We start from the raw sequence: 24,116 nt of genomic DNA on the forward strand, positions 1-24,116 counted from the left end.
ATCAAGGCGCACTTCGCACGATGCTGGCTTCTGCCAGAATCAATGAAAAACGCCTTTGGCTATCGGTCCAGCGCTGCATCGGGGTCCACCCCCCTGCGAGCAGCAGAGTATTCGCGCTGCGCCGGTCAAACTTATGGCTGTTTTCGGTATGGATGGTGTCCCCCTTGGCCATTGCAAATTGCTGACCCGCGACTGTGAATTCTATATCGTCCAATGCTTCGCAGTGCATTTCGATCCGGGCGAAGTCATCATTCCACAATGCAACATGGCGCAGCTGATCAACGGGAATGGTCGCATCCAATTCACGGTTTATCCGCCGCGCAAGGTTAAGGTTGAACTCCCCAGTGACACCCGCCGCATCGTCATAAGCGGCGGTCAGGACGGCAGCATCCTTGATCAGATCCATGCCGATCAACAGCTGCGCCTTGTCCCCCAAAGTGTCACGCATTGTCCGCAGTAAATCGACCGATGTCCGCGCCACCATATTGCCGATCGTTGATCCAGGAAAAAAGCCGAGCTTCGGTAAATCAGTGACTTGGTCCGGCAAGCTGACCTTGCGCATGAAGTCAGCTTCTACGGGGTGCACCGGCAGCCCCGGAAACTTGGCCGAGAGTTGCTTGGCCGATGCCCGCAGGAAATCGCCTGAAATATCGAGCGGAACATAGGCAGCGGGCGCAATCGCCGATAGCAGCAGCGGCGTTTTGACCGAGCTGCCGGAGCCGAACTCTACCACCGCGCAGCCCGGCGCAATTGCCGCGGCAAATTCTTCGCCATGATCCTGCAAAATCTCTGTTTCGGAGCGGGTCGGATAATATTCCGGAAGCTTCGTGATATCCTCAAACAGCTGCGAACCTGCGTCATCATACAGCCACCGCGCAGGGATGGCTTTTTGTTCTTGAGACAGGCCTTTTAAAACGTCTGCCCGAAAGGCGCGGTCAACGCCGCTCTCATCCCGGTCAACCAATTCCAACCCTTGTCGTGCCGTGCTGCTCGTGCTCATCAAATATCCTTGGCGAGCCTGAGCCCGGTAAATTGCCACCGCTGATGCGGGTGGAAGAAATTGCGATAGGAAGGCCGCGAATGGCCGCGCGGCGTCGCGCAACTGGCCCCGCGCAGCACAACCTGCCCGCTCATAAATTTGCCATTATATTCACCAATCGCACCCTCAGCAGGTTTGTAGCGCGGATATGGCAGATAGGCGCTGCGGGTAAATTGCCAGCAATCACCAAACAGATTGGCATGACCTTCGGGCAGCAAATGATCGGTACCATCAAACTGATTGCTGGTTGGCGAGGTATTCTGCTCCCGCGCTATAACTTCCCATTCAAACTCGGTCGGCAGGCGGGCACCTGCCCATGTCGCAAAAGCGTCAGCTTCATAATAGGAGATATGTGTGACCGGCTGACTGGGCTCCCGCTTGACCCAGCCATAATGGCTGAATTGCTCATGCTGCCCCTCATCATCGTGCCAATAGAGCGGCGCGGTTATGGCATTTTGCTGCACCCACGCCCATCCATCGGATAGCCACAATGCCGGATTACGATATCCGCCATCGTCGATAAATTCTTGCCACTGCGCATTATTTATCAGTCGCCGGGCCAATTCAAACGGGGTCAAAACCACCTGATGCTGCGGCCCTTCATTGTCATAGGCAAAGCCGGCCCCATCATGGCCGATCAGCACACTGCCGCCCTGATGGACATAGGATAGTTCATTGTCCTGATACCCGCAGGCGAATACACCGCAGCGATCAAACATGGCCGGGCCAAGCGGGTTCTGGAACAGCGCGTGCTTGATATCGGTCAGCAACAATTCCTGATGCTGCTGTTCATGCGCGATGCCCAGTTCTATCAGATCGGTAAATCGCGGATCGTCTAGTAAAGGCTCCATCGCGTCGTCCACCGCGCTGCGCCATTCGCGGATTTCCGCCACCGCTGGACGGGACAGCATTCCACGTGAGAACCGCCCGATCCGCTTGCCCTCAGCTTCGTAATAGGAATTAAACAGGAACGGCCAGCGATCATTGTGCAACCTGTATCCAGCCACATGATCACGCAGCAAAAAGGTTTCAAAAAACCAGTTAGTATGCCCCAAATGCCATTTGGCGGGTGAGGCATCCTCCATCGATTGCAGCGTCGCATCAGCTTCTGATAGAGGTTCTACCAGTGCCGCTGTCAATGCGCGTGTTTCACGGAACCGGTCCGCCAAACGCGTACCGATTTGCCGTTTTCGGGCTGTATTCACTTGTGGCAATGCACTCTTTCTGTCGCCGCGGTCTATCCGTATAGTGGCGGATTAGCGTGACATATGAAAGGGCTACTTACTGATAATTGCGCTTAAGCAGCGTTGGCCTGCGTGGCCCCTGCTTCTGTCGTCATCATCTCCGCCAGCAAGAACGCAAGCTCCAAAGACTGCGCGGCATTGAGGCGCGGATCGCAGTGCGTGTGATAGCGATCACCAAGACGCTCATCTGCAATACCAACAGCACCGCCAACGCATTCAGTGACGTCTTGGCCGGTCATCTCGATATGAATGCCCCCAGCATGCGTACCTTCTGCACGGTGCGCTGCAAAGAAGCCCTTCACTTCGGTCAGAATACGGTCAAACGGACGGGTCTTGTACCCGCTATCCGACTTCACGACATTGCCGTGCATTGGGTCGCAAGACCAGATCACCGGATGGCCTTCTGCCTTCACGGCCCGCAGCAATTTGGGCAAGCCAGCCTCTACCTTGTCATGGCCAAAGCGGCTGATCAGAGTAATCCGGCCTGCCTCGCGGTTCGGGTTCAGCGTATCGAGTAGCTTGAGCAAAACGTCCGGCTCCATCGACGGGCCACATTTCATGCCCAGCGGATTGCCGATGCCGCGCGCGAATTCGATATGCGCGCTGCCTTCAAAGCGGGTACGGTCGCCGATCCACACCATATGCGCGCTGGTATCGTACCAATCGCCGGTCAGGGAATCCTGCCGTGTCAGGCTCTGCTCATACGGTAGCAGCAATGCCTCGTGACTGGTGTAGAAGCTGGTCCGTTGCAATTGCGGAACCGTTTCAGGATCAACACCGCACGCTTCCATAAAGTCCAACGCTTCACCAATCCGGTCGGCTGTCTGCGCAAACTTATCTGCCCACGGGCTGCGCCCCATAAAGTCCAATGTCCAATTATGGACTTGGCGCAGATTGGCATATCCGCCGCCGGCAAAGGCACGCAGCAAATTCAGTGTGGAGGCAGCCTGCGAATAGGCACGGACCATCCGTTCCGGATCGTTCTTCCGCTGGGCCGGATCAAATTCGATCCCGTTGACATTATCACCGAAATAGCTCGGCAGTGTAACGCCGTCTTTTGTTTCAGTATCGCTGCTGCGCGGTTTGGCAAATTGCCCGGCCATCCGGCCCACTTTGACCACTGGCACTTTGCCAGCATAGGTCAACACAACTGCCATTTGCAGCAGCACGCGGAACGTATCGCGAATGTTGTTCGGGTGAAATTCTGCAAAGCTTTCAGCGCAATCGCCGCCCTGCAGCAAGAACGCCTTACCCTCTGCCACATCAGCCAAGTCTGATTTAAGCGCGCGCGCCTCACCAGCAAAGACCAAGGGCGGATAATTAGACAAAGTGGTTTCTGCCGCTGCCAATGCATTGGCATCATCATAGCGCGGCAAATGCCGTGCTTCGTGTGCTTTCCAGCTATCGGGAGTCCAGTTCTGTGCCACTGTGTACCTGTCTTTCACTACTAATTTTGCGCCGAAATAGGCGGCCTACTGTCCAATAGCAAAGCAATTGGACGCGCAAGCGTAAGAAACTTTGGCGTGCATGAAGCGCCGCTTTGCAGTCAAACCGGTGCTTACCCATCGACGGAGCAGAAGTTAGCGGCCGATAATTTCCGCAGCCCGGTTGGCAGAGCTGCCCGTTTCGGATGCCAATTTCTGCCCTTCAGGGATGATTGCGATCCGGTAAGCCCCGTCGGCGGTGAAATACCGTTTGGCCAAAAACTGCATCGCAGCAGCCGACGTCTGGGTATAATCCGACAATAGTGACCGCACCATTCTGATCCGGCGGGGATCGCTGCTCGACCCTTCCAATTGCCCAACCCAAAACTGGTTACCGGTCGACGCACGATTGATCAGTTGCCGCAATGGCTCTGTCACGCGCTGCAATTCTTCCGCAGTCGGCGGGTTAATCACCAAGTCTTGCGCGATAGCTTCAGCTGCCGCGTAAAACACTGGTACATCTTGCGGGCGCAGTTGAGCAATTGCTGTCACCCGGCCACCGCCATTGATCTCCACTGGCCAGCGTGAACCGACATTGGGCGCATAGCTGGCCCCTGCCCGCTCGCGCATCGCATCAATCAAACGGTTGTTGAAGACATCGACCAAAATATCCAGCTGACGGGATTCGGGCAGCCCGGCGACACCGCCGCCGCTGGGCCAAGCAATCACCGCCGCGGCTTGGTTTGCATCGCCGCGATGTGTCAGAACTTTTACCGCTGAGCTGCCTTGTGGGAAGGAAGGAATTCTTGCTGCAACGTCAGCCGGGATCGGATCGCGCGGCGGCAAAGCGCCAACAGTTTTGCGCAATGCCTCCACCGCCTGTTCTTTGTCGAAATCACCGAAGATGATCACTTCGACATCACCTTGTTTTAATAAAGGTTCCCACACTGCGCGGAAGCCTTCGGGCGTTGCAGCCGCAAGTTCTTCAGGCGTTGGCGTGCTGAAACGCTCATCATTATTGCGCAAAATATATTCCAGATCACGGCCCAAAACGCCGCCCGGGCTGGTGGCATAGCTTTCATAGGCAAGCCGCTGCGCCGCCTTTGCCCGGTTCACCGGATTGACATCCCAGCGCGGCATGGCGAGCTTACCCGCAAACAGATAGAGCTGATCGGCCAAATCCGCATTGCGCGTGGTCGCCCCGAAGGTGAAATTACCATCTCCGATACCGAAATCAAAGCCGAGCACTCGACCGGTTGAAATGCGGTCCAATTCTTCCTGACCCAGATCGCCCAAACCAGAACCAATCAACGCCATTTCAGCAAGGCTGATATACGCTGCGTCATTTTGCCCGAAACCGCGATATCCAGAACCGAAGCGCATTTTGACCGATACCCGGCCGCGTTCGGCGGAGTGGGACCAGATCAAAGCACGCGCACCATTGGCAAACTCTATCCGTTCAATTTCCGGAATGCCTGTAACGCCCAAGGAAGCACGGGAAACGATCGTTCCCGGCTCACCAATGGGCGGCAGTTCATCGAAAGAAATCGACTTTGCAGCCAGCCGGGCCGATCCGTCTGCTTCTGCTGGCGCCAGCAAGGCAGCCCTTAGACTGCCCTCATCCGCCTCACCTGACTGCGGGGTTAGATAGGTTCCGCGAATAACGTCGCCTTTGAACAAAGCCCGCGTGTGTTTCAGCACAGCTTCTGGCGTGATCTTCGCCTTCATCCCGCGAAACACTTTAAGGACCGTGTCCGGCGCTGCAATGGCCTCCCGAATATCGACAGCCTGAATGACATTATCCGCCAAAGCGCTGCCGGCTTGCACATCCGCTTGCTCCAACTGACTGACAAAAATGGAATCGAATTCAGCCACTTCGCGGTTGATCTCTTCCATAGTCGGCGGGGTTGCCAAGGCATCGGCAATAACGCCGCGCACATCCCTCAGGGCTGACTGCCAGTCATTGTCTAGCGGACCGACCGAAACGAATGTCGCATCGGTGGATCGGCTGACATCATCTTGGCTCACTTGGGCGTATAAGAATGATCCACCAGACCGGGCGCGCGATTCCAATCTGCGATTGATGATCGCTTGGCTAAGCGTATCGATTAGCAAGCCTTCATTATAAACGATGGTGTCTTGGACAGGGCGCCACGGACGCATAATCGCATAGGTCATGCTGCGGGGCAGATCTGGTTCCACAATGACTGCCACTTCACCGACTGGGTTGGCAGCGTCTGCCCCGGCCGGAGCAACAGGATCACCAAAATTCGGTTCCGGTGTCAAAGGGCCCTTGCCCTGCCAATCACCAAAATACTTCTCGACCAGCAGCGCCAAAGTTATCGCGTCGGTATCGCCGGCAACCACGACCACGGCATTTTCAGGGCGGTACCAACGGTCATGGAACGCTTGCATTGCGGGCCCTGTAGCACCTTTCAGCGTTGCCTCTGTACCGATAGGCAACCGGTTCGCTAGCCGCTGGCCGGTGAACAATATTTGGCGGGATTTCTCAGCAACACGCTGCGCCGCACCGCCCCGCTCACGCTTCTCCGCCAAGACGATGGGTATTTCAGCGGCAAGGGTTTGGTCCGATAAAACCGGCTCCCGCATCATTCCCGACAGCAATTTGAAACTTTCTTCCAAAGCCGCAGGCGTCGCATTGGGCAGGTCCAATTTATAAACCGTATGGGTGGGGCTGGTTTCGGCATTGGTATCACTGCCGAAAGTCGCGCCGAGTTCCTGCCAGCGAGTGATCGCCTCCCCGGCTTTCAAATATTTGCTTTCGCGAAAACTGAGATGCTCCATCAAGTGGGCAAACCCTTGCTCGCTATCTTCTTCGTGCAGCGACCCTACATCCAGCCGGATACGGATGGACACCTGATCCGGCGGAACGCCGTTTTCCCGCACCGCATAGCGCAGGCCATTATCCATTTTGCCAAACAGCCATTCCTCGTCCCGGGGGACATCGCTGCCTTCATAAATCCACGGAGTCTCGTCACCGGTTTGCGCCGCCACCGGCAGCACAATGTCCCCACCGTTGGGATAGTCTAGTGCCGGAGGCTGGATAACGGGGGTACGCGCTTGAATAGGGCCCGCAAGAAGCAGAGCAGGAAGAACACAAACAAACGGCCGTACGGCACGGGAAATTTTGATCATAGTCAGCATATAAGCCATCAACTGATGAAGCGATAGTGAATGGAGCACAACTAATTCAGCCGCTTCATTCGGACCTTGTGGCACGGCGCCTTACGACCTACATCAGCGGCATGTTTATAGAGACAGAAACCACACCGAACCCCGCCAGCCTTAAATTCCTGCCGGGCCAGCAAGTCATGCCATCGGGCACACGCGAATTTACTTCGCCTGAAGCAGCCGAGGCATCACCGCTTGCGCAAGCGATTTTTGATACTGGTGAAGTGACATTGGTATTCTTCGGCGGTGATTTCATTTCGGTTACGGCAGCGCCCGGTGTCGATTGGTCGGCGCTCAAGCCGCAAGTTGTCTCGATCCTGCTCGACCATTTCATTTCCGAAGCTCCGTTGTTTGTCGGCGGTGATGCATCTGGCATCTCTGTTCCGGCAGAAGACACAATGGTGGTCGAAGATGATCCGGAGAACGCAGATGTCGTGGCGCAAATCCACGAACTGCTGGAAACTCGCATCCGACCAGCCGTGGCTGGTGATGGAGGCGACATTGCCTATCGCGGGTTCAAGGATGGAATCGTGTATCTAACGCTACAAGGCGCCTGTGCAGGCTGCCCCTCCTCAACCGCAACGCTCAAGCACGGCATTGAAGGGCTGTTGAAACATTATGTGCCCGAAGTATCGGAAGTTCGCGCTGCGTAAATATATCTGAGGTTACCATGACTAAACAATTTCACGACGCCGTTCTGGGCAGCGATGCGCTTGACCAACTGTTCCGCGAAGCACGCACATATAATGGCTGGCTCGGCAAAGAAGTGTCCGAAGGGCAGATTCACCAGATATATGATCTGCTGAAAATGGCGCCTACCTCTGCCAATATGCAGCCCGCCCGTTTTGTTTGGGTGCAATCGCCTGAGGCCAAAGCCAAGCTGGTCGATTGTGTAGCAGAAGGGAACAAGGATAAAGTCCAGGCAGCACCGGTCACCGTGATCATCGGTTTCGATATCGACTTTCACGAGGAACTGCCGTGGTTATTCCCCCACGCCGACGCGAAGAGCTGGTTTGAAGGTGATGTCGAAGGGCGGAAAGAAGGCGCATTCCGCAATTCAGCGCTGCAAGGTGCTTATCTCATGCTTGCCGCACGCGCGGTTGGGCTCGATTGCGGTGCTATGTCAGGTTATGATACAGACGCTGTGAACGCCGCCTTTTTTGCAGACACACCGACTGTCAAAGCCAACTTCATATGCTCTATCGGATATGGCGATCCGGAATCGATCTTTGATCGCAGCCCGCGTCCTGATTTCGATACATTCAATTCCGTAGTTTAAAGGCCGGTTCACTTGCCCCGTACGCTGGCCATTGATTGCGCGACAGAGGCCTGTTCTGTGGCGCTGTTTGAAGAACATCGGCTGATCGCGTTTGACCACAAAGTTCTGGGCCGCGGCCATGCGGAACGCCTTGTTCCGATGATCGCGGCTTTGCCTGAAAAAGGGCAGGCAGATGATATTCTGGTATCGCGCGGTCCGGGCAGCTTTACCGGTGTCAGAATTGGCATTGCCACAGCACGTGCGCTGGCATTTGCATGGGGTGCGGCCATCAAAGCCTATCCAACACTGGCCTTGGTCGCGGCCCTCGCCCGTGCTGAAAAGGGGGATGTTCCGGCCCTCGCCTGTATGACCGGCGGGCATGGCGAATGGTTCATTCAGGAATTTGGCAAAGATGGCTTGCCGGTCGCTGACCATGCCGCATTGATACCAAAAGAGGCTGTGGCTGCGTTTCAAACCGAGTTAGTGGTTGGAACGCAATCGGAAGCATTCACCGAATTGCGCGGCTCAGGCACCGCCATCGTGACTACGGCTGATGCTCGCAAAGTACTCTCTATTCCCCGCGAATTGTTCAGCGACGATATTTCGCCGCTCTATGGCCGTGCGCCTGATGCCAAGCTTCCTAAGTAACCCGCTTATGAACGACGATATCGACACGATCATGACCCTGATGGAAGCCAGTTTCGATCCGGTATGGGGCGAAGCATGGAATCGCCGGCAATTGTCGGATTCTCTATCGATGCCGCACACCCAATATAGCTTGATCGATGCTGGCGGTAACTGTCCCCCTGTTGGTGATAAAGCCGCTGGTTTTGCGCTGACGAAATATGTCGCCGGAGAAGAAGAAGTGCTTCTGATTGCGGTCGACCCAGCCCACCGGTCTAAAGGTATTGGCAGCGCGTTGCTGCGCCAATGTTTCCAAAGCGCCATAACCAGGGGCGCAGAGCGTATCTTTCTGGAAATGCGCGATAATAATACAGCGCGTTCACTATACGAAAGACTTGGGTTCGAAGCGATCGGCCGCCGTAAAGACTACTATACCAGCGCTAATGGTAGCCGTATCGACGCAATCACATTTGCGAAAACACTGCTATAGTAAATGTGCTGGGTGTAACGAGCATTCATTTTGAATTTAAATGCGCATACTTGCCCTGCAAGAATAATTCCGCCAATGGCAGACGAGCCGTGTAAAACGGGTCGTAAAAGTGGTCGCACACTGATGAGGACAATCATGGATAATTTTGAGAATGATATGGCGGAAACGCTTATTACGCTCACATCAGATATTGTTGCTGCACATGTCAGCAATAATGATGTTGAGGTAGACGACGTACCGACGCTAATTTCAAATGTTTACGGTGCTTTGGCGTCTCTTGGACAGGATGAGGACCCTGTTGAAGAATTGCCGGAGCCAGCAGTTTCAATCCGCGCTTCGATCAAGCCAGATTACATCGTTTGTCTTGAAGATGGCGCGAAACTAAAGATGCTCAAGCGGTACTTGCGCACCAATTATGATATGACGCCGGAACAATACCGCGCGCGCTGGAGCTTGCCAGCCGACTATCCAATGGTCGCACCAAACTATGCGGAAAAGCGCCGCGAACTGGCCAAGAAAATCGGCCTTGGCCGGAAACCGGGCCAAAAACGGGGTCGCCGCAAGAAAACGGCATAACCATCAGAAAAATGCGCGGCGGATTGTTGAAGCCATCGCGCTTGAGAAGAACGCCCTAGCCCTCTATAGGTCTGGGGCGTTTTTCAATTGGGGAATAATGTGAACCAACGTATCGACTTAGAACAGCTATGTGCGGAACGCGGCTTGCGAATTACCGAGCAGCGCCGCGTAATCGCCCGCGTCTTGTCGGAAAGCGATGATCACCCGGATGTAGAACTGCTGCATGAACGGGCATCGGCCATTGATCCCAAGATCTCGATTGCGACCGTGTACCGCACAGTGCGCCTGTTCGAAGAAGCCGGCATTCTTGATCGCCATGATTTCGGTGATGGCCGCGCCCGGTATGAGGCCGCACCCGAAGCCCATCACGATCACCTGATTGATGTGGAAAGCGGCGATGTGGTGGAATTCGTGGATCCGGAATTGGAAGCCTTGCAAAAAGTGATTGCAGAAAAGCTGGGCTATCGCCTGGTCGATCACAGGATGGAATTATACGGCGTCAAAATCGGGCGTGAGAAGGATAACGCTGCCTAATGGATCAGGCCCTTCGTGATGCAGCCGAACGCGGGGAAAGCACCCCGCTTTCGATCCGCGGATGGTTTCGCTTCACAATGCGGACGCTGGGACTGATTGGCCTGCTGCTGCTATTTGTGCCGCTCCATTATCTCTACCGTATTTTCAAATATGGCTCCCCCTTCCCCATGCTTTTTCTGCGCTATGCGGGATGGATAGCAGGCGCCAAAGTACGGAAAATTGGCACCCCGCTGCGGCGTGATGTGTTCTTTATCGCGAACCATGTCTCTTGGCTGGACATTCTCTCACTAGCGGGGGCCAGCGGAACAGCGTTCGTTGCCAAAGCCGAGTTGAGCGAAGTGCCCGTCATCAGTTGGCTGTGCCGCCTGAACCGGACAGTGTTTGTAAAGCGCGAAAACCGTTTGGGCGTGGCCAACCAGATCAACCTGCTGCGGGAAGCTCTGGCTGATAATTGGTCAGTCACGGTATTCCCCGAAGGCACAACGACCGATGGCCAGTCTTTACTGCCCTTCAAAACATCTATGCTCAGCGTGTTAGAGCCACCACCGCCCGGTGTGATGGTTCAGCCCGTCCTGATTGATTACGGCACGGCTGTGGGCGAAGAACTCGGCTGGGTCGGTGAGGAAAGCGGCATCAACAACGCCAAACGCGTGCTTGGGCGTAAGGGCAGTTTCGAGCTGAGGCTCCACTTCCTCGAACCCTTCAGCCCCGAAGAATTCCGCGGCCGCAAAGCCATCGGCGCCCGGGCGAGAGAGGCAATAGAGGGTGCTTTGCTGGCATCACTGGACAAGCCGCTACGCGACTTCAAGCATGATGTGCTGCCCATACGATATGCCGCACCAAAGCATGATCTAGAACGGGAAGTGCAAGACTAATCCCGCCTGTCCGCCATTGCGAGATGAGCCGTAAGTCCGTATGGGCGCGGCGATGAAACAAACACCTCCCCCCAAGACCTACCGTGTCAAAAGCTTTGGCTGTCAGATGAATGTCTATGATGGCGAACGCATGGGCGAAATGTTGGCTGAAAAAGGCATCACAGAAGCGCCAGAAGGCGAAGATGCCGATCTGGTGGTGCTCAATACCTGCCACATTCGCGAAAAGGCAGCAGAGAAAGTCTATTCCGACATTGGCCGGCTGACCAAGGGTAAAACGCAGAAGAAAGCCCCGATGATCGCAGTGGCTGGCTGCGTCGCTCAGGCAGAGGGCGAAGAGATTATGGCCCGCGCGCCATCGGTTTCGATGGTTGTCGGCCCGCAAGCCTATCACCGCTTGCCCGCGATGATTGATGATGCTGTGTCCGGCAAACGCTCTACCGATACCGATATGCCAGCCGATGCGAAGTTTGCCGCATTGCCGCAGCGCCGCAAATCAGCGCCATCAGCCTTCCTGACTATTCAGGAAGGCTGCGATAAGTTCTGTACCTACTGCGTTGTGCCTTATACGCGCGGTGCGGAAATCTCGCGCCCTTATGCGGCGCTGGTGGATGAAGCGAAATTGCTGGTCGAAGCGGGTGCCAAAGAAATCACCCTGCTAGGGCAAAATGTCAGTGCGTGGACTGGTGAAGATGGCAAAGGCCGCAAGCTGGGCATGGCTGGCCTTATTCGCGAGATTGCGAATATCCCTGAGCTTGCCCGCATCCGGTACACAACCAGTCATCCAGCCGATATGGATGACGAGCTGATAGAGACGCATGGCGAGATTACCAAGCTGATGCCCTATCTGCATTTGCCTGTCCAAAGCGGCAATGACCGCATTCTGAAGGCAATGAACCGCAGCCATACGGCAGAGAGTTACCTGCGCCTGCTGGAGCGGTTCCGTGCTGCGCGGCCCGATCTGGCTTTGTCGGGCGACTTCATTGTCGGCTTCCCGGGGGAGACTGACGCCGAGTTTGAAGACACTTTGAAAATCGTCGACGAAGTGCGTTATTCGCAGGCCTATAGCTTCAAATATTCGCCCCGCCCGGGCACGCCAGCCGCGACGATGGATAACCAAGTCCCGCTCGAAGTGATGGATGAACGCTTGCAACGGCTGCAAGCCTCGCTCCGCCGCGATCAGCAGGCCTTTAATGACGCAAGCGTTGGTAAAACCTGCGAAGTGCTGGTCGAACGCAAAGGTAAGATGGACGGGCAATGGCTGGGCAAATCACCATGGTTGCAATCGGTTCACTTCACCGGCGATGTGCAAATCGGTGATCTAGTCACCGCAGAATTGATCCAAGCAGGGCAACAGTCTCTTGGTGGACGCTTGGTCTAAGTTGAAACATCCGTGCCATTTACATGACAGGTGAGTGACTTTCCCCACATTGAGTAATGGCAATCGCTTGCCAGTCTCGCCAGCGGCCTTACATTCCGAATCAGCAATGAAAGGTAATCGCTAAAACGCATGGGAAGAAAACCCACTAAGGCCGCTGACCCGGCACTCTCCACACCTCCCTCACCGCAGCGGGAAATTCGCCGGGCGCAGGTCGACATGAATTTTGAGAACCAGTCGCTGCTGGTCCCCTTATTCGGGCAGTTTGATGCCAATCTGGTGCAAATCGAAAACAGACTAGGCGTATTTATCTCAGCGCGCGGTGATACTCTGCATTTGGAGGGGCCAGAAGATAGCGTCGCACGGGCGCGCGAAGTGTTGCAGTCCCTGTATGACCGGCTTGCAGAGGGTCAAGATTTGGATAGCGGCGCGATTGAATCGGTGATTGCAATGTCCAACGAACCTGTTCTTGAAGGGATCGTAAACGCGGATAAGAACGGACCGCCGATCATGATCCGCACTCGCCGCAAAACAATCGTTCCCCGATCCAAGATGCAAGCAACCTATATGCGGCAATTGGCACGGGAAGACGTTATCTTTGCGCTGGGTCCAGCCGGTACCGGCAAGACCTATGTCGCGGTGGCGCAAGCCGTCAGCCAGCTCATTACAGGCAGCGTGCAGCGACTGATCCTGTCGCGGCCAGCGGTGGAAGCTGGTGAAAAACTGGGCTTTCTACCCGGCGATATGAAGGACAAAGTCGATCCGTATCTGCGCCCGCTCTATGATGCTTTGTTTGACTGTATGCCGCCCGAACAGGTCGAACGCAGGATCGCTAGCGGCGAGATTGAGATAGCCCCGATTGCATTCATGCGCGGCCGCACCTTGGCAGATGCTTTTGTGATTTTGGACGAGGCGCAAAACACCACGAAGGAACAGATGAAAATGTTCCTCACGCGCTTCGGCCAGAACAGCCGCATGGTCGTGTGCGGCGATCCAAAGCAGGTCGATATTCCCGGCGGTGACCGAATGAGCGGCCTTGCCGATGCGGTTGGCCGTTTGGAAGGGGTTGAAGGTATTGGCACCACCCGTTTCAGCGTTGCTGATGTTGTCCGGCACCCGATTGTCGGGAGAATCGTCGAAGCGTATGAGGGGCCGAATGCATAACGGCCAACGGACATCCTGATGGATATCGAGATTGATGTTGAACATTGGCCAGAACAAGATTGGGGTGATTTGGGGTTAAAAGCCGCAGATGCAGCCGCTTTGGTTGCGCCGGAAATGGCCCTCAGCCGCTTGTCTGTTAGCTTGCTTTTCACCAATGACGCAGAAGTGCACACTCTAAACCGCGAATGGCGCGGCAAAGACAAGCCGACCAACGTCCTGTCTTTCCCCATGTTATCGCGTGAATATCTACTCGGACTCGCCCCGGAAGGCCCACCAGAAATGCTGGGTGACCTAGCGCTGGCTTACGAAACCTGCGCGCGCGAGGCGGAGGAAAAGTCGAGCCCGCTGGAACATCACGCGGCACATTTGATCATCCACGGGCTGCTGCATCTGGCCGGCTACGATCATGAAACATCCCCTAAAGATGCCGATGCAATGGAAGCTTTGGAGATTGCGGCTCTTGCGTCTATGGGGATTGCAGACCCATATGGGGATCGAGATTAACATTCCACGCTTAGGAGTACCCACGAAGGGCCATGCCCGACATCGATAATTCCGCCGGAGAACCGGACAGTAGGGGCGGGCTATGGCCCGCTATAAAGAAGTTTTTCGGCGCGGAAGGCGATCGCTCTCTGCGTGAGCAACTTGAAGACGTGATCGACGAGCATGAGGACGAGAACCCCTCTGACGATGCTCTGGCACCCAACAACGGTGATCTATCGGGCGTTGAGCGGCAAATGCTGCGCAACCTGCTCCATTTCAGCGAGCATGATGCCGATGATGTAGCGATTCCGCGCGGCGAGATTGTCGCTGTTTCTGCGGATGCCACATGGACTGATTTGATCGCCAGCTTCTCCGATAATGGGCATTCGCGGATGCCTGTATACCGCGACCAGCTCGACCATGTGATTGGCATGATCCACATCAAGGATGTGTTCCCTTTCCTCGCCACCAAAGCCAAACCGCCCAAGGATTGGACCACATTGATGCGCCAACCGATCTACGTGCCGCAATCGCGCGGCGCGCTGGACGTATTGGCCGATATGCGCGCGCGGCGGGTTCATCTGGCAATTGTGGTCGACGAGTTTTCCGGCACTGATGGCGTGATCACGATCGAGGATCTGGTCGAAGAAATCGTCGGCGAAATCGAGGATGAGCATGACGACGTTCCCGAAGAGCTGATTTCCCCGATTGGCGACGGAATGTGGGATTGCGATGCACGTGCAGAGCTTGAAGATATCGCGGAGACAGTCGATCCACGCCTGGCAGAGGTGGAAGAATCGGTGGATACACTTGGCGGGCTTGCCTTCGTACTGGCTGAACAGGTTCCGCAGGTGGGGGCCATCGTTACCCATCCCAGCGGATGGCAGATAGAAATCACCGCTGCTGATGAAACCCATGTGAAACGGATGCGGCTGCACCCGCCTGTGGAAGTGGAAAACGTAAGCATTCCATAAATCCGAAATAATCGGTTCGATTTTTTGCAACCAATCGCATAATTGCGCGTTGAGAGACGTGAGGAGAGTGTGATGCCTATCAGACGGTTACCGCCGCTACGCGCGTTAGAAGCATTTATGCGCACTGTGCGCCTCGGTTCTGCTCGTGCAGCAGCCGAAGAGCTTGCTCTAAGCCCATCCGCTTTGTCGCGCAGAATTGCCAATTTGGAAGAGTTCACCGGCAAAAAACTGTTCACGCGCGCCAAACAGGCAATGAGCTTAACCGATGAAGGCCAAGCCTTTCACGAAGCCATTGCCCCGCATTTGGATGCGTTGGCAATGGCGATCGAAAACCAGTCTGAAAACCTGTCACTGCTGCGCTTGCGCTTAGGCGTCTTGCCGCTTTTCGGCAGCCAGCGGCTGTTTCCGCATTTGGGTGAACTGCGCAAGCGCCACCCTTTGCTGCATATCGATATTGATACCGGGCCCCATCTGGAAGACCGCGTCGGAGATACTCTGGATGCGGCCATTATCCTGTCCCGCGGCCCGGACACCGCCTTTCATGCGATCCGTCTTGATTATAACCGGGTTCACGCAATTTGTAGCCGCGAGACAGCCAAAGCGCTGGGCAGCGAACCGGATATGGACGCGCTCTCGAAACAGACTTTTCTCATCCATAACGAGCTTCCCGCCAGTTTCGAGGCATGGAAGCAAGCGTTGGGCTTGGAGAAAATGGAGCCCGCAGCTATCGACCATTACGATTCCGGACAATTGATGCTGGAAGCAGCAGCTCAAGGGCTTGGCATCGCGATCATGCACGATGATCACATGCGGCGTGCGGCAGACAGCCGTTTGGCCCATCTGTTCGAGAAAGAGGTTGAAAGCCCGTATAGCTATTGGTTCGTATGCAAGCCGCAGGCACTGGAAAGCCGGCCGGTTCGTTTGTTCCACGATTGGCTGGTTGGCGCGGGTCTGTAAGCGACCAGTTGGCTAGCTATTCGCGACCTACTCTGCCGGGCTATTTGGCGCATGAACACATAGAATCGGTACAGCTACAATACCGGGGTGTTTCTTATCGGCATCACCGCATTCGACTTCCGGTTTTCGGATCGCGTTTGGTTCTATGATCGCTAGAGCTTGCGCATCTCCATAGGCGGCGATCCATGTCAGGCAATCTGCCAGTCGCCGGATGCTATGTTTCTGCCCTGCACTGGCAGAAGGATTGCAATTGATCACCAGCACATCTGCTGCCGGGGGCGCTTTATACCGCCGCAGCACCCGCAAAAACTCACCCCGCTCAGCCACAGACAGCCGATCCATATCGTTGGTCATCGGGTCGCCGCTAAAGAAGGGTGAGGTGTTGAACACGAATGCCTTTACACCCGGATTGTCGATGGAAATTTGTGTGGCGAGCGCACCACCCAGCGAGTGGCCGGTTACTTCGATGGCAACGTGCTGATAGTCTTCAGCATCGAGCCGGGCGCGTTCAGCCGCATAGACCATCCGTGCACCTTCGCGCTGCCCATCCCCTAAAGATCCTGAGAAAATATCACTGGTGGAGCCGAACTCGGTCCCGCGAAATGCGATCACCCGGGCTACCAGATCGCCGCGCTTGCCGTCTTTGACTGTGTGCCGGTCAAAGACCGAATATGCCAGGCCGCTCTCGTCATTATCGGCGATGTCGCGGGGGAAGAATACCAGCGGTAAAGCTGGATAGGTATCATCATCTTGATACGCATTGCTGCTGAGCATGGCATAGCCATAGCTTTGCACAGCCGCATCGCGCACGAAATCACACCACCCGCCGGGTTCCGTCCGGCACGGGCTGCGTGATTGGGTAATATCGGGATAGGGCGTGATACAGCCGCTGAGCATCAAAGCGCCCATCAGCCCCACGAGATGGCGGATCATCACCCTATCCCGATATCAAATTCAGGAAACTGCGGCGCTGACGATTTTGCCTGGTGCTGCTGGTGGTTCGCCCACTGGCAAACCGTCAATCAGCTCCATACCGCTCTCTACCTGGCCCCAAACAGTGTATTGACCGTCAAGGAAATGGGCATCGTCAAAACAGATGAAGAACTGGCTGTTGGCACTGTCTGGAACCTGTGTACGCGCCATTGAGCATGTGCCGCGTGTGTGCGGCTCTGCATTGAATTCTGCTTTCAGATCAGGCTTATCACTACCGCCCATGCCAGTGCCGTTGGGGCAGCCGCCTTGCGCCATGAAACCGGGAATTACGCGGTGGAATACAACACCGTTGTAAAAGCCTTCGCCGACCAGTTCTGTAATCCGGGCAACGTGGCCAGGCGCCAGATCAGGACGCAATTTGATAACAACGTCGCCAGTTTCGAGGGTAAGAGTTAGTTTCTGATCAGCCATTTTCGGGAATCTCCTGTTGATTTGACAATCGATATAGTGGCTCATGCGCCAATGTCACCTGTTGCGGGCGCTTGCAGTCTTGCTTTTCAAGCTCACCCGCTTAGACGATCCCCATGGGCGATAACACGCATCCCGATGATGATCTGATGGTGGCGGAACCGCCCATTGAAGAGAATGTGCGCCCGGACGACCGGATCGATGATGAACGGCTGGATGAAGAAAACACCCTGAAAGCGGATTACGTTCGCAACGTTCGCGGGCTTCTGGATGCCGGTGACAAGGGCGGTGTCTACGATCTGGTGGAGCCACTTCACCCCGCCGATATCGCCGATTTATTCGAACTATGTGATGAGAATGAGCGCCGCGATCTGGCGGTAGCCATCACCGATTTGATGTCCAGCGATGTGATCGCTGAACTCAACGACTATGTCCGCGAAACCATGATGGAGGCCCTGCCCGCAGAAGCGGTGGCGTTGATCGCGGAGCAGCTTGAAAATGACGATGCCGTCCAGCTGATCGAAGATTTGGACGTCGCCGATCAGCAAGCCATTCTGGCGGAACTGGCCGATGAAGACCGGGTCGCGATTGAAAGCGCCCTCGCCTATCCGGAGGAAACCGCTGGCCGGCTGATGAGCCGAGAAGTCGTGGCCGTTCCAGAACATATGACGGTTGGCGGCTTGATCGATTTTCTGCGCGAGAACGTCGATCTGGCGAATGATTTTTACGAGGTGTTTGTGGTGGATCACATTCACCATCCCGTGGGCACGTGTCAGCTCAGCTGGATATTGCGAACCCCGCGTCACATTGCGTTATCGGATGTGATGAAACGCGATCAGACTTTGGTCCCGGTTGGCCTCGATCAGGAAGAAGTCGCGCTGATGTTCCAGAAATACGCGCTGATTTCAGCTGCCGTGGTGGATGAAAGCGGCCGTCTGGTCGGGCAGATGACAGTGGATGATGTGGTCCATATCATATCCGAAGAAGCGAGCGAAGACGCACTGCTGATGTCCGGTGCCGGCGAAGGCGATATTAACGAGCCAATCCGTGAGGCCTATGGCTCACGCGTGCGGTGGCTCATTGCCAATCTTGGTACCGCCTTGATCGGCAGCCTCATTATTGCAGCCTTTGGCGCCGCGATTGAGAAACTGGTTGCGCTGGCCATCCTGATGCCGATTGTCGCCAGTATCGGCGGTAATGCGGGCACTCAAACTATGGCAGTATCTGTTCGCGCGATCGCCATGAACCAACTGACGGAAGCCAATACGCTGCGTATTTTGTGGCGGGAATTTCGCGTCGCAGTCCTCAACGGGGTAACTATTGCCGTGCTCATCGGTGCAGCTACAGCGGCGATTTTCACACCAATGCTGGGCGCCGTTATCGCTGTTGCAATGGTGATTAATATCATCACCGCAGGGCTCGCCGGTGTGTTGGTACCAGTCATATTTGAGCGGTTGAAACAGGACCCTGCGGTCGCAAGTTCTGTGTTTGTAACCATGATCACCGATTCAATGGGCTTCTTTGCCTTCCTTGGCCTCGCGGTAGTCTCAGGGGTTGCAAGCTAATGCCGCTGAACATCACCAAAATCGCCTATCGCAGCGAGAGCATTCATACGCTTAGGGCGTGGCTGGAAAGCCAGCCGCAGGGCGCGTTAATGACCACCCGCTATCTGCCCAAGCGTCATGAAGAAATGAAAGGCGGATCTTTATATTGGATCCACGATCATTCCATCTGCGCCCGCAGTCCGATTATGGAATTTAGGCAGACCCAAGACGGCCGCTGGAATATCATTCTCGAACCGCGCCTGATTTTGGTGGAGGCTCGGTATAAACGGGCCCATCAGGGCTGGCGCTATCTTGAAGAAGACAAAGCGCCCGCCGATTTGGCAGCCGATGCGCAAACCGGCGATGTCTTGCCGGGTAAATTACAGAACAAGCTTAGGAAGCTGGGACTGGTGTAGCGCCCGCCACGCTCGCCGTGCGTGCTACTTCCGCTATCCGCGCAAAAACCAGCTCCGGTTTTTGATACAGCAATAAGTGCCCGGTTTGCGGCACCGCTTCAAAAGAGAAATAGTCATTATCGCGCGCAAAGCCTTCCAACACGCGCGGAGTGTAATGCAGATTGTGCGCGCCGACCAAATTGACCGTTTCCGGACCCGCATTGGCAAACAAATGCCCCCAATCGCTGGCAACTTGCATCAGCTCCCGCGTGAACGGTTCATACCCTTGACGCGTGGTCGTTTTGAAAGCGGCGCGAAAAAGATGTTTCACATCATCACGGTCGGTAAAGCGCAAATCATACTCGTTGCTGTCCAAGAACTTGTGAATATATTCCTGATCATAACCCGTATCGACCTTGGCCAGAGCGCCATGCACCAAATACCTGCCAATTGACGGAAATGCGCGCATCATCTGCATCCGCATCCTTTCGGTCATATCGAGCAACCGCACCTGTCTGCCGGAAATAGTAGGCAGAACCGGATTAAGGTTGACCACCCCGGTGATGCGATCAGGCATTTCTACTTTGCAAGCCAGCGCTATGATAGCCGAGGTAATATGTCCGACCGTGACGCAGCGTTCGATACCAAGATGATCAAGTAACGCCCGTGCATCTGTGCAAGCGGTCTTGATATTATCAACCGGGCTGCCAGGTGCCGCTGTGGTGCTCGCCATTCCTGGCCGCCAGGGCACAATCAGACGCAGATTGTTATCTTCCACCGCATCCCACATTTCATCAATCATCGCGCTGCCACCAAGCAGTGCCGGATGCATCAGGACAGGCAATCCATCCGGATCGCCGATGATGTCATATTCAAGCACTCGATCATCACCAAGCTTGAGTATGTGCGTTTGCTGCCGCGGATCTTCAGCCAATACCGCCGCTTCGGCTTGCGGAATGTTCCGGAAATTGGCGAACCCAGAATATAGACATGCCAGCTCGGTTTGCGACCGGAGGCCAAGCTTCCCCAGCAGCATCTTGGTCTGATGCCGGACTGTTTCAACAGACCGTCCTCGCTGCTTGGCCAGCTCGGTTAGCTTGATACCTGTCACAACTGCTTTTGTGATTTCCAGCTCTACCGGCGTTAATTTGAACAAGGTGCGAAACCGTTCGGCGATTTCGGGAAACCAGCTGATATGGATTGTCGAGACGTGCCCCACCACATCGCCATTGCCGTCATGTACTTTAGTAAGGGCAAGCTTTGCCTGCTCGTCCCCGCCCAGCACATCCATTGCGAAAACCATGGCGACTTCCTGCAATTGGTGAGTTTCCAACCCCTCCAGACGTTCCAGCAAGGCAGACCGATGTCCGGGCTCAAATTGATCCTTATCAGGCCGTTCACCGGGTTTGAGGCCAAGCATAGATTGCGCCATCCGGTTGGCATGGATCACACGGCCATCAACCCCGATCAGGGCTGCGGGACTGCTATCGGCATCGATCATTTTTAGGGAATAGCGCGCCGTATCAGACGGGCGTCCCTGCGATTCGAGCAGAGCCTGGGCATTCTCAAAATGCGGCGCCAAAGAGGCGAAGGCTGTTTCCACTGCCTGCCCGTCGACCACTTCCCCGGTTTCCTCCACAAACTCGGAATAGCGATCCTGCAATGCGCCGAGCATTTCCTCATACCGAAACGGCCCTACAGAAAGGGAATATGCGATCTTGATGATCTCTTCGTCGCTGGTTCCGCGCATTAAACACCCCTATTTTGCAAACTATTTTCGCACCCAATTCGGCACTTATCGCTCGCAGCGATAAAGCTGTAGCGGGTTCGAACCCATACCCCAACTGGGGTATTCGATTAAAAAACACCGCTGACTATTGGGCCTCCAGCACTAACTGGGGAGTACCAAAATGAAATACATTCTACCAATCGCCGCAGGCCTGATGGTCGCCACAACTATGGCTTCCGTTGATGCCAATGCAGGGCCATTCGACAAACTGCGCAAGGCCGCCAAGAAAGTCGAAAAAACCGCAGAAGACGTCAATGACGCTGCCGAAGCGGTTGACGATGTCAGCAAAGGACGGGTGCCCGGGACAAGCCGCAGCAGCCGCAGCGCCTCTCCGCGTACGGCCCGCGCTGAAGGCCATGCCGGCGTCGCTGGTCCAACACCTGCCAAATTCGCATCTGCCACCACCTGCGCCAATATCGGTCTCAGCAATGCCTTTGTTGCACGGGCTGGCGACTATACCTTCAGCCAGGGTATCAGCACTCAAAAACGGACCGGTCTTTTGGACCGCAAAAAAGTAACGCCAAGCGGCTGCACTTTCCCTGCAATGGGCGTGTTTGATGTGCTTTATGTCGAGGTTGATAAGACGGCATACAATCGCGGTCGCTACGCCCTGCAATGCGTTTCCTATGACGGCAGCGAACAGCTCAACAACACGAATGCGCCGCCGGAAAATAACTACAAAGGCAAAGACGTGATGCTGCACACAGGTAATTCCACCGGTTACACGCCGACGGCAACCGGCAGCAATTCCTCCCGCTCCGGCCAATACCAAAAGGTTCTGGCTGCACGCGGAAAGGAAATGGTCACATTCAACATGCCCGGCCTGCACACTGACTCTGGCACAGACTTCTACTGCCAGCACTTTGACAAGAACACCGGCAAGAGCGCGCTGGCCTTCACCTTCCGCCGCGGACCAACCGGCTAAGTACCACAAAGGGCTGGCGGTTACCGGATCAAGGCAGCGGTCAGCCCGCTTTTCCAAACTCTCATTTCTAAAAGGATCACATCATGAAAACTGTAATTTCTGCTCTCGGCGCAATCGCACTGTGTGTTGGTACAGCACCCGTCGCAATGGCTCAGGCCAGCTCTTCAACTGTCAGCAAAGACGGCGCATGCCCCAAAGGCTTCAAAGCATCAGGCAGCACCTGCAAATCAAGCAGCAAAGTTGCCATCGTAAAGCTGGGCTCATGCCCAACCGGCTTTAGCGCATCCGCCAATTACTGCGTTGGCGACAAAGGTGACTATGCTGAAGTCCGCAGCGGATCATGTTCCAGCGGTACCAAAACTTCGGGCAAATATTGCGTGAAAAAATAAGTCTTCCAGCCCTATGAGGCTTCGGGTTTGTGTCGCACCACAAAGGTGGCACTCCCCAACCTGAAGAACCGGGTCGCAGCCGTGAACTGCGACCCGGTTTTTTATGAAAGACTTAGACCGGAAAGCTCAGACGGTGCGGTAGATGGATCAGGCCCGCTTACCCTTGGGCGATGCCATCATGAGGATGTAAGAGCTGATTGTGGCAGGCGTTTTTGGAGCAATCAATTTATCATCGGTGGGCATCTGGACGGCGCTTGAAATTCAAATGCGCCGTTTTGTCATCAATCCGGTCCGGCTCAGACTGTTCAATATTTCGGTCGCATTGCTGCTGCCCGCTCCGCTCTGCCCCGTACTGGCGGATTGAGTTTAAGCCACGCTTGTCGCAATCGTTCAAGACCGCGAGCTAAGACACTGATAGGTGCGGGCAATTGGTTTACGCGGGAGACAGTCGTGGTTTTCAAATACACAATTTTATACGTCGATCAGGTAGTGGACACCATCACCTTCTATGAAACCGCATTCGGGTTCGCGCGCGGGTTTGTGCACGAAGCGGAGGATTATGGTGAGTTAGTAACGGGCGACACGAAGCTCGCCTTTTCGTCCACGAAATTGATGTCCGACCTCGGCAAAAATCCCAGCAGACCTGACCCTGACGCTCCGGCTTTCGAGCTTGCTTTCGAAACCGAAAATGTCGGCAGCGCACTTGAAAAAGCAGTCGCAGCCGGTGCGGTACTGGTACAAGATGCACGGCAGGAACCGTGGGGACAAACGACCGCCTATGTGACCGATCCGAACGGCTATCTGATCGAAATCTGTTCGCCGGTCCAATTGCCCAGCGCAGGCTGACCCAGCGCATCCATAGCATCTTGGTCCTGCCTCAACTGCGCTAGTGCCTTACCAAACCAGCGTTTGAATTCCCGTGTCATATGCGCCTGATCGCTATAGCCGCAATCGGCTGCGATCTGGCTGAGACAGGGCGTCTGCGCCAAGAACTGCGCGGATCTTCTGGCGCGGCCCAGCAACCGCCAATATTCCGGCGCTGGCAGCCCCAGCTTGCGGAACTGCCTTTGTAATGTACGCGCAGAAACACCGCTATTCTTCACCACCGAACAGATGGTTTCAGCAGTGTCTGACAGCGCCGCGATCACGGCATCAATCGAACCGCCATCGCTTTGCTCCACCTCAAGGATCTGAGCCGCGTCAGCGCTACATTCTTTGATCGCACGAAGCGCCGTTTCGGGAACGGTCGTACCGGGACGCAAGCGATACCCCGTCATCGAAACATCGGATCCATGCCAAACCTGGCGGGGCGTAAAGTCCAATTCCGTCAAAATCACCCGGCATTGATCGGGCCCGCCATGAAAGACAATTACATCGCGGCACCCATCAGGCAGAACCAGAGATTGCCCTGCCGATGATCGTTGATGCACCCATGTCTGATATTGTGAAACGCGGGTCACACGG

At 55.3% G+C, this 24,116-nt stretch carries 26 protein-coding genes; 18 read left to right on the plus strand and 8 right to left on the minus strand.

The annotated features are described in order from the left end of the window. Nucleotide 1 precedes the first annotated feature (1 nt). From egtD to HKD42_RS07100, 4 genes are all read right to left on the minus strand, one after another. Complete coding sequence (gene egtD / locus HKD42_RS07085; protein ID WP_170011672.1) at nt 2-1,000, minus strand: L-histidine N(alpha)-methyltransferase; 999 nt, start codon at nt 998-1,000, stop codon at nt 2-4. After that, nucleotides 1,000-2,253 (minus strand): ergothioneine biosynthesis protein EgtB, encoded by a 1,254-nt coding sequence (egtB, locus tag HKD42_RS07090; protein WP_170011674.1) that lies wholly within the window; start codon nt 2,251-2,253, stop codon nt 1,000-1,002. The genes egtD and egtB overlap by 1 nt, the downstream gene beginning before the upstream one ends. An 83-nt stretch (nt 2,254-2,336) precedes the next feature. Continuing rightward, nucleotides 2,337-3,710, minus strand: coding sequence for a class II 3-deoxy-7-phosphoheptulonate synthase (locus HKD42_RS07095; RefSeq protein WP_170011676.1), 1,374 nt, complete (start codon nt 3,708-3,710; stop codon nt 2,337-2,339). 153 nt (nt 3,711-3,863) lie between these two features. Continuing rightward, nucleotides 3,864-6,863, minus strand: a complete 3,000-nt coding sequence (locus HKD42_RS07100; protein WP_170011678.1) for a M16 family metallopeptidase — start codon at nt 6,861-6,863, stop codon at nt 3,864-3,866. Between the two features lie 110 nt (nt 6,864-6,973). Here HKD42_RS07100 and HKD42_RS07105 point away from each other — a divergent pair, with 110 nt between their 5' ends. From HKD42_RS07105 to HKD42_RS07160, 12 genes are all read left to right on the plus strand, one after another. Further along, nucleotides 6,974-7,552, plus strand: a complete 579-nt coding sequence (locus HKD42_RS07105; RefSeq protein ID WP_170011680.1) for a NifU family protein — start codon at nt 6,974-6,976, stop codon at nt 7,550-7,552. Nucleotides 7,553-7,569: 17 nt separating this feature from the next. Continuing rightward, the gene (locus HKD42_RS07110) at nt 7,570-8,178 is read left to right on the plus strand and encodes a malonic semialdehyde reductase (protein WP_170011682.1); all 609 of its coding nucleotides are present in this window, start codon (nt 7,570-7,572) and stop codon (nt 8,176-8,178) included. 12 nt (nt 8,179-8,190) lie between these two features. Beyond that, a complete protein-coding gene (gene tsaB / locus HKD42_RS07115; protein WP_170011684.1) occupies nt 8,191-8,805 on the plus strand; it encodes a tRNA (adenosine(37)-N6)-threonylcarbamoyltransferase complex dimerization subunit type 1 TsaB in 615 nt (204 codons plus the stop codon). A gap of 7 nt (nt 8,806-8,812) precedes the next feature. Beyond that, entirely contained in the window at nt 8,813-9,271 is a 459-nt protein-coding gene (rimI, locus tag HKD42_RS07120; protein WP_170011686.1) for a ribosomal protein S18-alanine N-acetyltransferase, read from the plus strand. A gap of 135 nt (nt 9,272-9,406) precedes the next feature. Further along, complete coding sequence (locus tag HKD42_RS07125; RefSeq protein ID WP_170011688.1) at nt 9,407-9,847, plus strand: Ros/MucR family transcriptional regulator; 441 nt, start codon at nt 9,407-9,409, stop codon at nt 9,845-9,847. A 99-nt stretch (nt 9,848-9,946) separates the two neighbouring features. Continuing rightward, entirely contained in the window at nt 9,947-10,381 is a 435-nt protein-coding gene (locus HKD42_RS07130; RefSeq protein ID WP_170011690.1) for a transcriptional repressor, read from the plus strand. Continuing rightward, a complete protein-coding gene (locus HKD42_RS07135) occupies nt 10,381-11,256 on the plus strand; it encodes a lysophospholipid acyltransferase family protein (protein WP_170011692.1) in 876 nt (291 codons plus the stop codon). Before HKD42_RS07130 ends, HKD42_RS07135 begins: the two co-directional genes overlap by 1 nt. Before the next feature lie 52 nt (nt 11,257-11,308). Beyond that, the gene (gene miaB / locus HKD42_RS07140; protein ID WP_170011694.1) at nt 11,309-12,634 is read left to right on the plus strand and encodes a tRNA (N6-isopentenyl adenosine(37)-C2)-methylthiotransferase MiaB; all 1,326 of its coding nucleotides are present in this window, start codon (nt 11,309-11,311) and stop codon (nt 12,632-12,634) included. A gap of 129 nt (nt 12,635-12,763) precedes the next feature. Further along, a complete protein-coding gene (locus HKD42_RS07145; RefSeq protein ID WP_170011696.1) occupies nt 12,764-13,795 on the plus strand; it encodes a PhoH family protein in 1,032 nt (343 codons plus the stop codon). 18 nt (nt 13,796-13,813) lie between these two features. Next, nucleotides 13,814-14,299: an rRNA maturation RNase YbeY gene (gene ybeY / locus HKD42_RS07150; RefSeq protein WP_170011704.1), complete on the plus strand. Its 486-nt coding sequence runs from the start codon at nt 13,814-13,816 to the stop codon at nt 14,297-14,299. A 32-nt stretch (nt 14,300-14,331) separates the two neighbouring features. Continuing rightward, nucleotides 14,332-15,252: a hemolysin family protein gene (locus HKD42_RS07155; RefSeq protein WP_170011706.1), complete on the plus strand. Its 921-nt coding sequence runs from the start codon at nt 14,332-14,334 to the stop codon at nt 15,250-15,252. Nucleotides 15,253-15,324: 72 nt separating this feature from the next. Further along, on the plus strand, nt 15,325-16,209 hold the full coding sequence (locus HKD42_RS07160; protein WP_170011708.1) for a LysR substrate-binding domain-containing protein: 885 nt from the start codon (nt 15,325-15,327) through the stop codon (nt 16,207-16,209). Nucleotides 16,210-16,236: 27 nt separating this feature from the next. Here the strand turns inward: HKD42_RS07160 and HKD42_RS07165 are convergent, their stop codons facing one another. Together HKD42_RS07165 and HKD42_RS07170 are read right to left on the minus strand one after the other, a co-directional pair. Then, the gene (locus HKD42_RS07165; protein WP_170011710.1) at nt 16,237-17,142 is read right to left on the minus strand and encodes an alpha/beta hydrolase family protein; all 906 of its coding nucleotides are present in this window, start codon (nt 17,140-17,142) and stop codon (nt 16,237-16,239) included. A gap of 21 nt (nt 17,143-17,163) precedes the next feature. Then, entirely contained in the window at nt 17,164-17,613 is a 450-nt protein-coding gene (locus HKD42_RS07170; RefSeq protein ID WP_170011712.1) for a peptidylprolyl isomerase, read from the minus strand. A 113-nt stretch (nt 17,614-17,726) separates the two neighbouring features. Here HKD42_RS07170 and mgtE point away from each other — a divergent pair, with 113 nt between their 5' ends. Continuing rightward, the gene (gene mgtE / locus HKD42_RS07175; protein WP_170011714.1) at nt 17,727-19,175 is read left to right on the plus strand and encodes a magnesium transporter; all 1,449 of its coding nucleotides are present in this window, start codon (nt 17,727-17,729) and stop codon (nt 19,173-19,175) included. Beyond that, complete coding sequence (locus HKD42_RS07180; protein ID WP_170011716.1) at nt 19,175-19,570, plus strand: DUF1489 family protein; 396 nt, start codon at nt 19,175-19,177, stop codon at nt 19,568-19,570. Before mgtE ends, HKD42_RS07180 begins: the two co-directional genes overlap by 1 nt. Here HKD42_RS07180 and HKD42_RS07185 read toward each other — a convergent pair. Next, entirely contained in the window at nt 19,548-21,299 is a 1,752-nt protein-coding gene (locus tag HKD42_RS07185) for a bifunctional helix-turn-helix transcriptional regulator/alpha/beta hydrolase (RefSeq protein WP_170011718.1), read from the minus strand. The genes HKD42_RS07180 and HKD42_RS07185 overlap by 23 nt on opposite strands. Nucleotides 21,300-21,459: 160 nt before the next feature. Here HKD42_RS07185 and HKD42_RS07190 point away from each other — a divergent pair, with 160 nt between their 5' ends. The 4 genes from HKD42_RS07190 to HKD42_RS07205 all read left to right on the plus strand — a co-directional run bounded on the left by HKD42_RS07190 (nt 21,460) and on the right by HKD42_RS07205 (nt 23,498). Beyond that, entirely contained in the window at nt 21,460-22,263 is an 804-nt protein-coding gene (locus HKD42_RS07190; RefSeq protein WP_170011720.1) for a hypothetical protein, read from the plus strand. Between the two features lie 83 nt (nt 22,264-22,346). Further along, nucleotides 22,347-22,652, plus strand: coding sequence for a hypothetical protein (locus tag HKD42_RS07195; protein WP_170011722.1), 306 nt, complete (start codon nt 22,347-22,349; stop codon nt 22,650-22,652). 199 nt (nt 22,653-22,851) lie between these two features. Continuing rightward, nucleotides 22,852-23,016 (plus strand): hypothetical protein, encoded by a 165-nt coding sequence (locus HKD42_RS07200; RefSeq protein WP_170011724.1) that lies wholly within the window; start codon nt 22,852-22,854, stop codon nt 23,014-23,016. A gap of 86 nt (nt 23,017-23,102) precedes the next feature. Beyond that, nucleotides 23,103-23,498, plus strand: a complete 396-nt coding sequence (locus HKD42_RS07205; RefSeq protein ID WP_170011726.1) for a VOC family protein — start codon at nt 23,103-23,105, stop codon at nt 23,496-23,498. Here HKD42_RS07205 and HKD42_RS07210 read toward each other — a convergent pair. Further along, the gene (locus HKD42_RS07210) at nt 23,450-24,112 is read right to left on the minus strand and encodes a helix-turn-helix domain-containing protein (RefSeq protein WP_170011728.1); all 663 of its coding nucleotides are present in this window, start codon (nt 24,110-24,112) and stop codon (nt 23,450-23,452) included. The genes HKD42_RS07205 and HKD42_RS07210 overlap by 49 nt on opposite strands. Nucleotides 24,113-24,116 lie beyond the last annotated feature (4 nt).

The sequence above is a fragment of the Pontixanthobacter rizhaonensis genome (assembly GCF_012972675.1).
Lineage (GTDB): Bacteria > Pseudomonadota > Alphaproteobacteria > Sphingomonadales > Sphingomonadaceae > Pontixanthobacter > Pontixanthobacter rizhaonensis.

Coding starts and splice junctions, on each gene's coding strand:
- egtD (WP_170011672.1), bottom strand. CDS start 1,000: ATGAGCACGAGCAGCACGGCACGACAAGGGTTGGAATTGGTTGACCGG.
- HKD42_RS07100 (WP_170011678.1), bottom strand. CDS start 6,863: ATGATCAAAATTTCCCGTGCCGTACGGCCGTTTGTTTGTGTTCTTCCT.
- HKD42_RS07105 (WP_170011680.1), top strand. CDS start 6,974: ATGTTTATAGAGACAGAAACCACACCGAACCCCGCCAGCCTTAAATTC.
- HKD42_RS07110 (WP_170011682.1), top strand. CDS start 7,570: ATGACTAAACAATTTCACGACGCCGTTCTGGGCAGCGATGCGCTTGAC.
- rimI (WP_170011686.1), top strand. CDS start 8,813: ATGAACGACGATATCGACACGATCATGACCCTGATGGAAGCCAGTTTC.
- HKD42_RS07125 (WP_170011688.1), top strand. CDS start 9,407: ATGGATAATTTTGAGAATGATATGGCGGAAACGCTTATTACGCTCACA.
- HKD42_RS07135 (WP_170011692.1), top strand. CDS start 10,381: ATGGATCAGGCCCTTCGTGATGCAGCCGAACGCGGGGAAAGCACCCCG.
- miaB (WP_170011694.1), top strand. CDS start 11,309: ATGAAACAAACACCTCCCCCCAAGACCTACCGTGTCAAAAGCTTTGGC.
- HKD42_RS07145 (WP_170011696.1), top strand. CDS start 12,764: ATGGGAAGAAAACCCACTAAGGCCGCTGACCCGGCACTCTCCACACCT.
- ybeY (WP_170011704.1), top strand. CDS start 13,814: ATGGATATCGAGATTGATGTTGAACATTGGCCAGAACAAGATTGGGGT.
- HKD42_RS07155 (WP_170011706.1), top strand. CDS start 14,332: ATGCCCGACATCGATAATTCCGCCGGAGAACCGGACAGTAGGGGCGGG.
- HKD42_RS07160 (WP_170011708.1), top strand. CDS start 15,325: ATGCCTATCAGACGGTTACCGCCGCTACGCGCGTTAGAAGCATTTATG.
- HKD42_RS07165 (WP_170011710.1), bottom strand. CDS start 17,142: ATGATCCGCCATCTCGTGGGGCTGATGGGCGCTTTGATGCTCAGCGGC.
- HKD42_RS07170 (WP_170011712.1), bottom strand. CDS start 17,613: ATGGCTGATCAGAAACTAACTCTTACCCTCGAAACTGGCGACGTTGTT.
- mgtE (WP_170011714.1), top strand. CDS start 17,727: ATGGGCGATAACACGCATCCCGATGATGATCTGATGGTGGCGGAACCG.
- HKD42_RS07180 (WP_170011716.1), top strand. CDS start 19,175: ATGCCGCTGAACATCACCAAAATCGCCTATCGCAGCGAGAGCATTCAT.
- HKD42_RS07185 (WP_170011718.1), bottom strand. CDS start 21,299: ATGCGCGGAACCAGCGACGAAGAGATCATCAAGATCGCATATTCCCTT.
- HKD42_RS07190 (WP_170011720.1), top strand. CDS start 21,460: ATGAAATACATTCTACCAATCGCCGCAGGCCTGATGGTCGCCACAACT.
- HKD42_RS07195 (WP_170011722.1), top strand. CDS start 22,347: ATGAAAACTGTAATTTCTGCTCTCGGCGCAATCGCACTGTGTGTTGGT.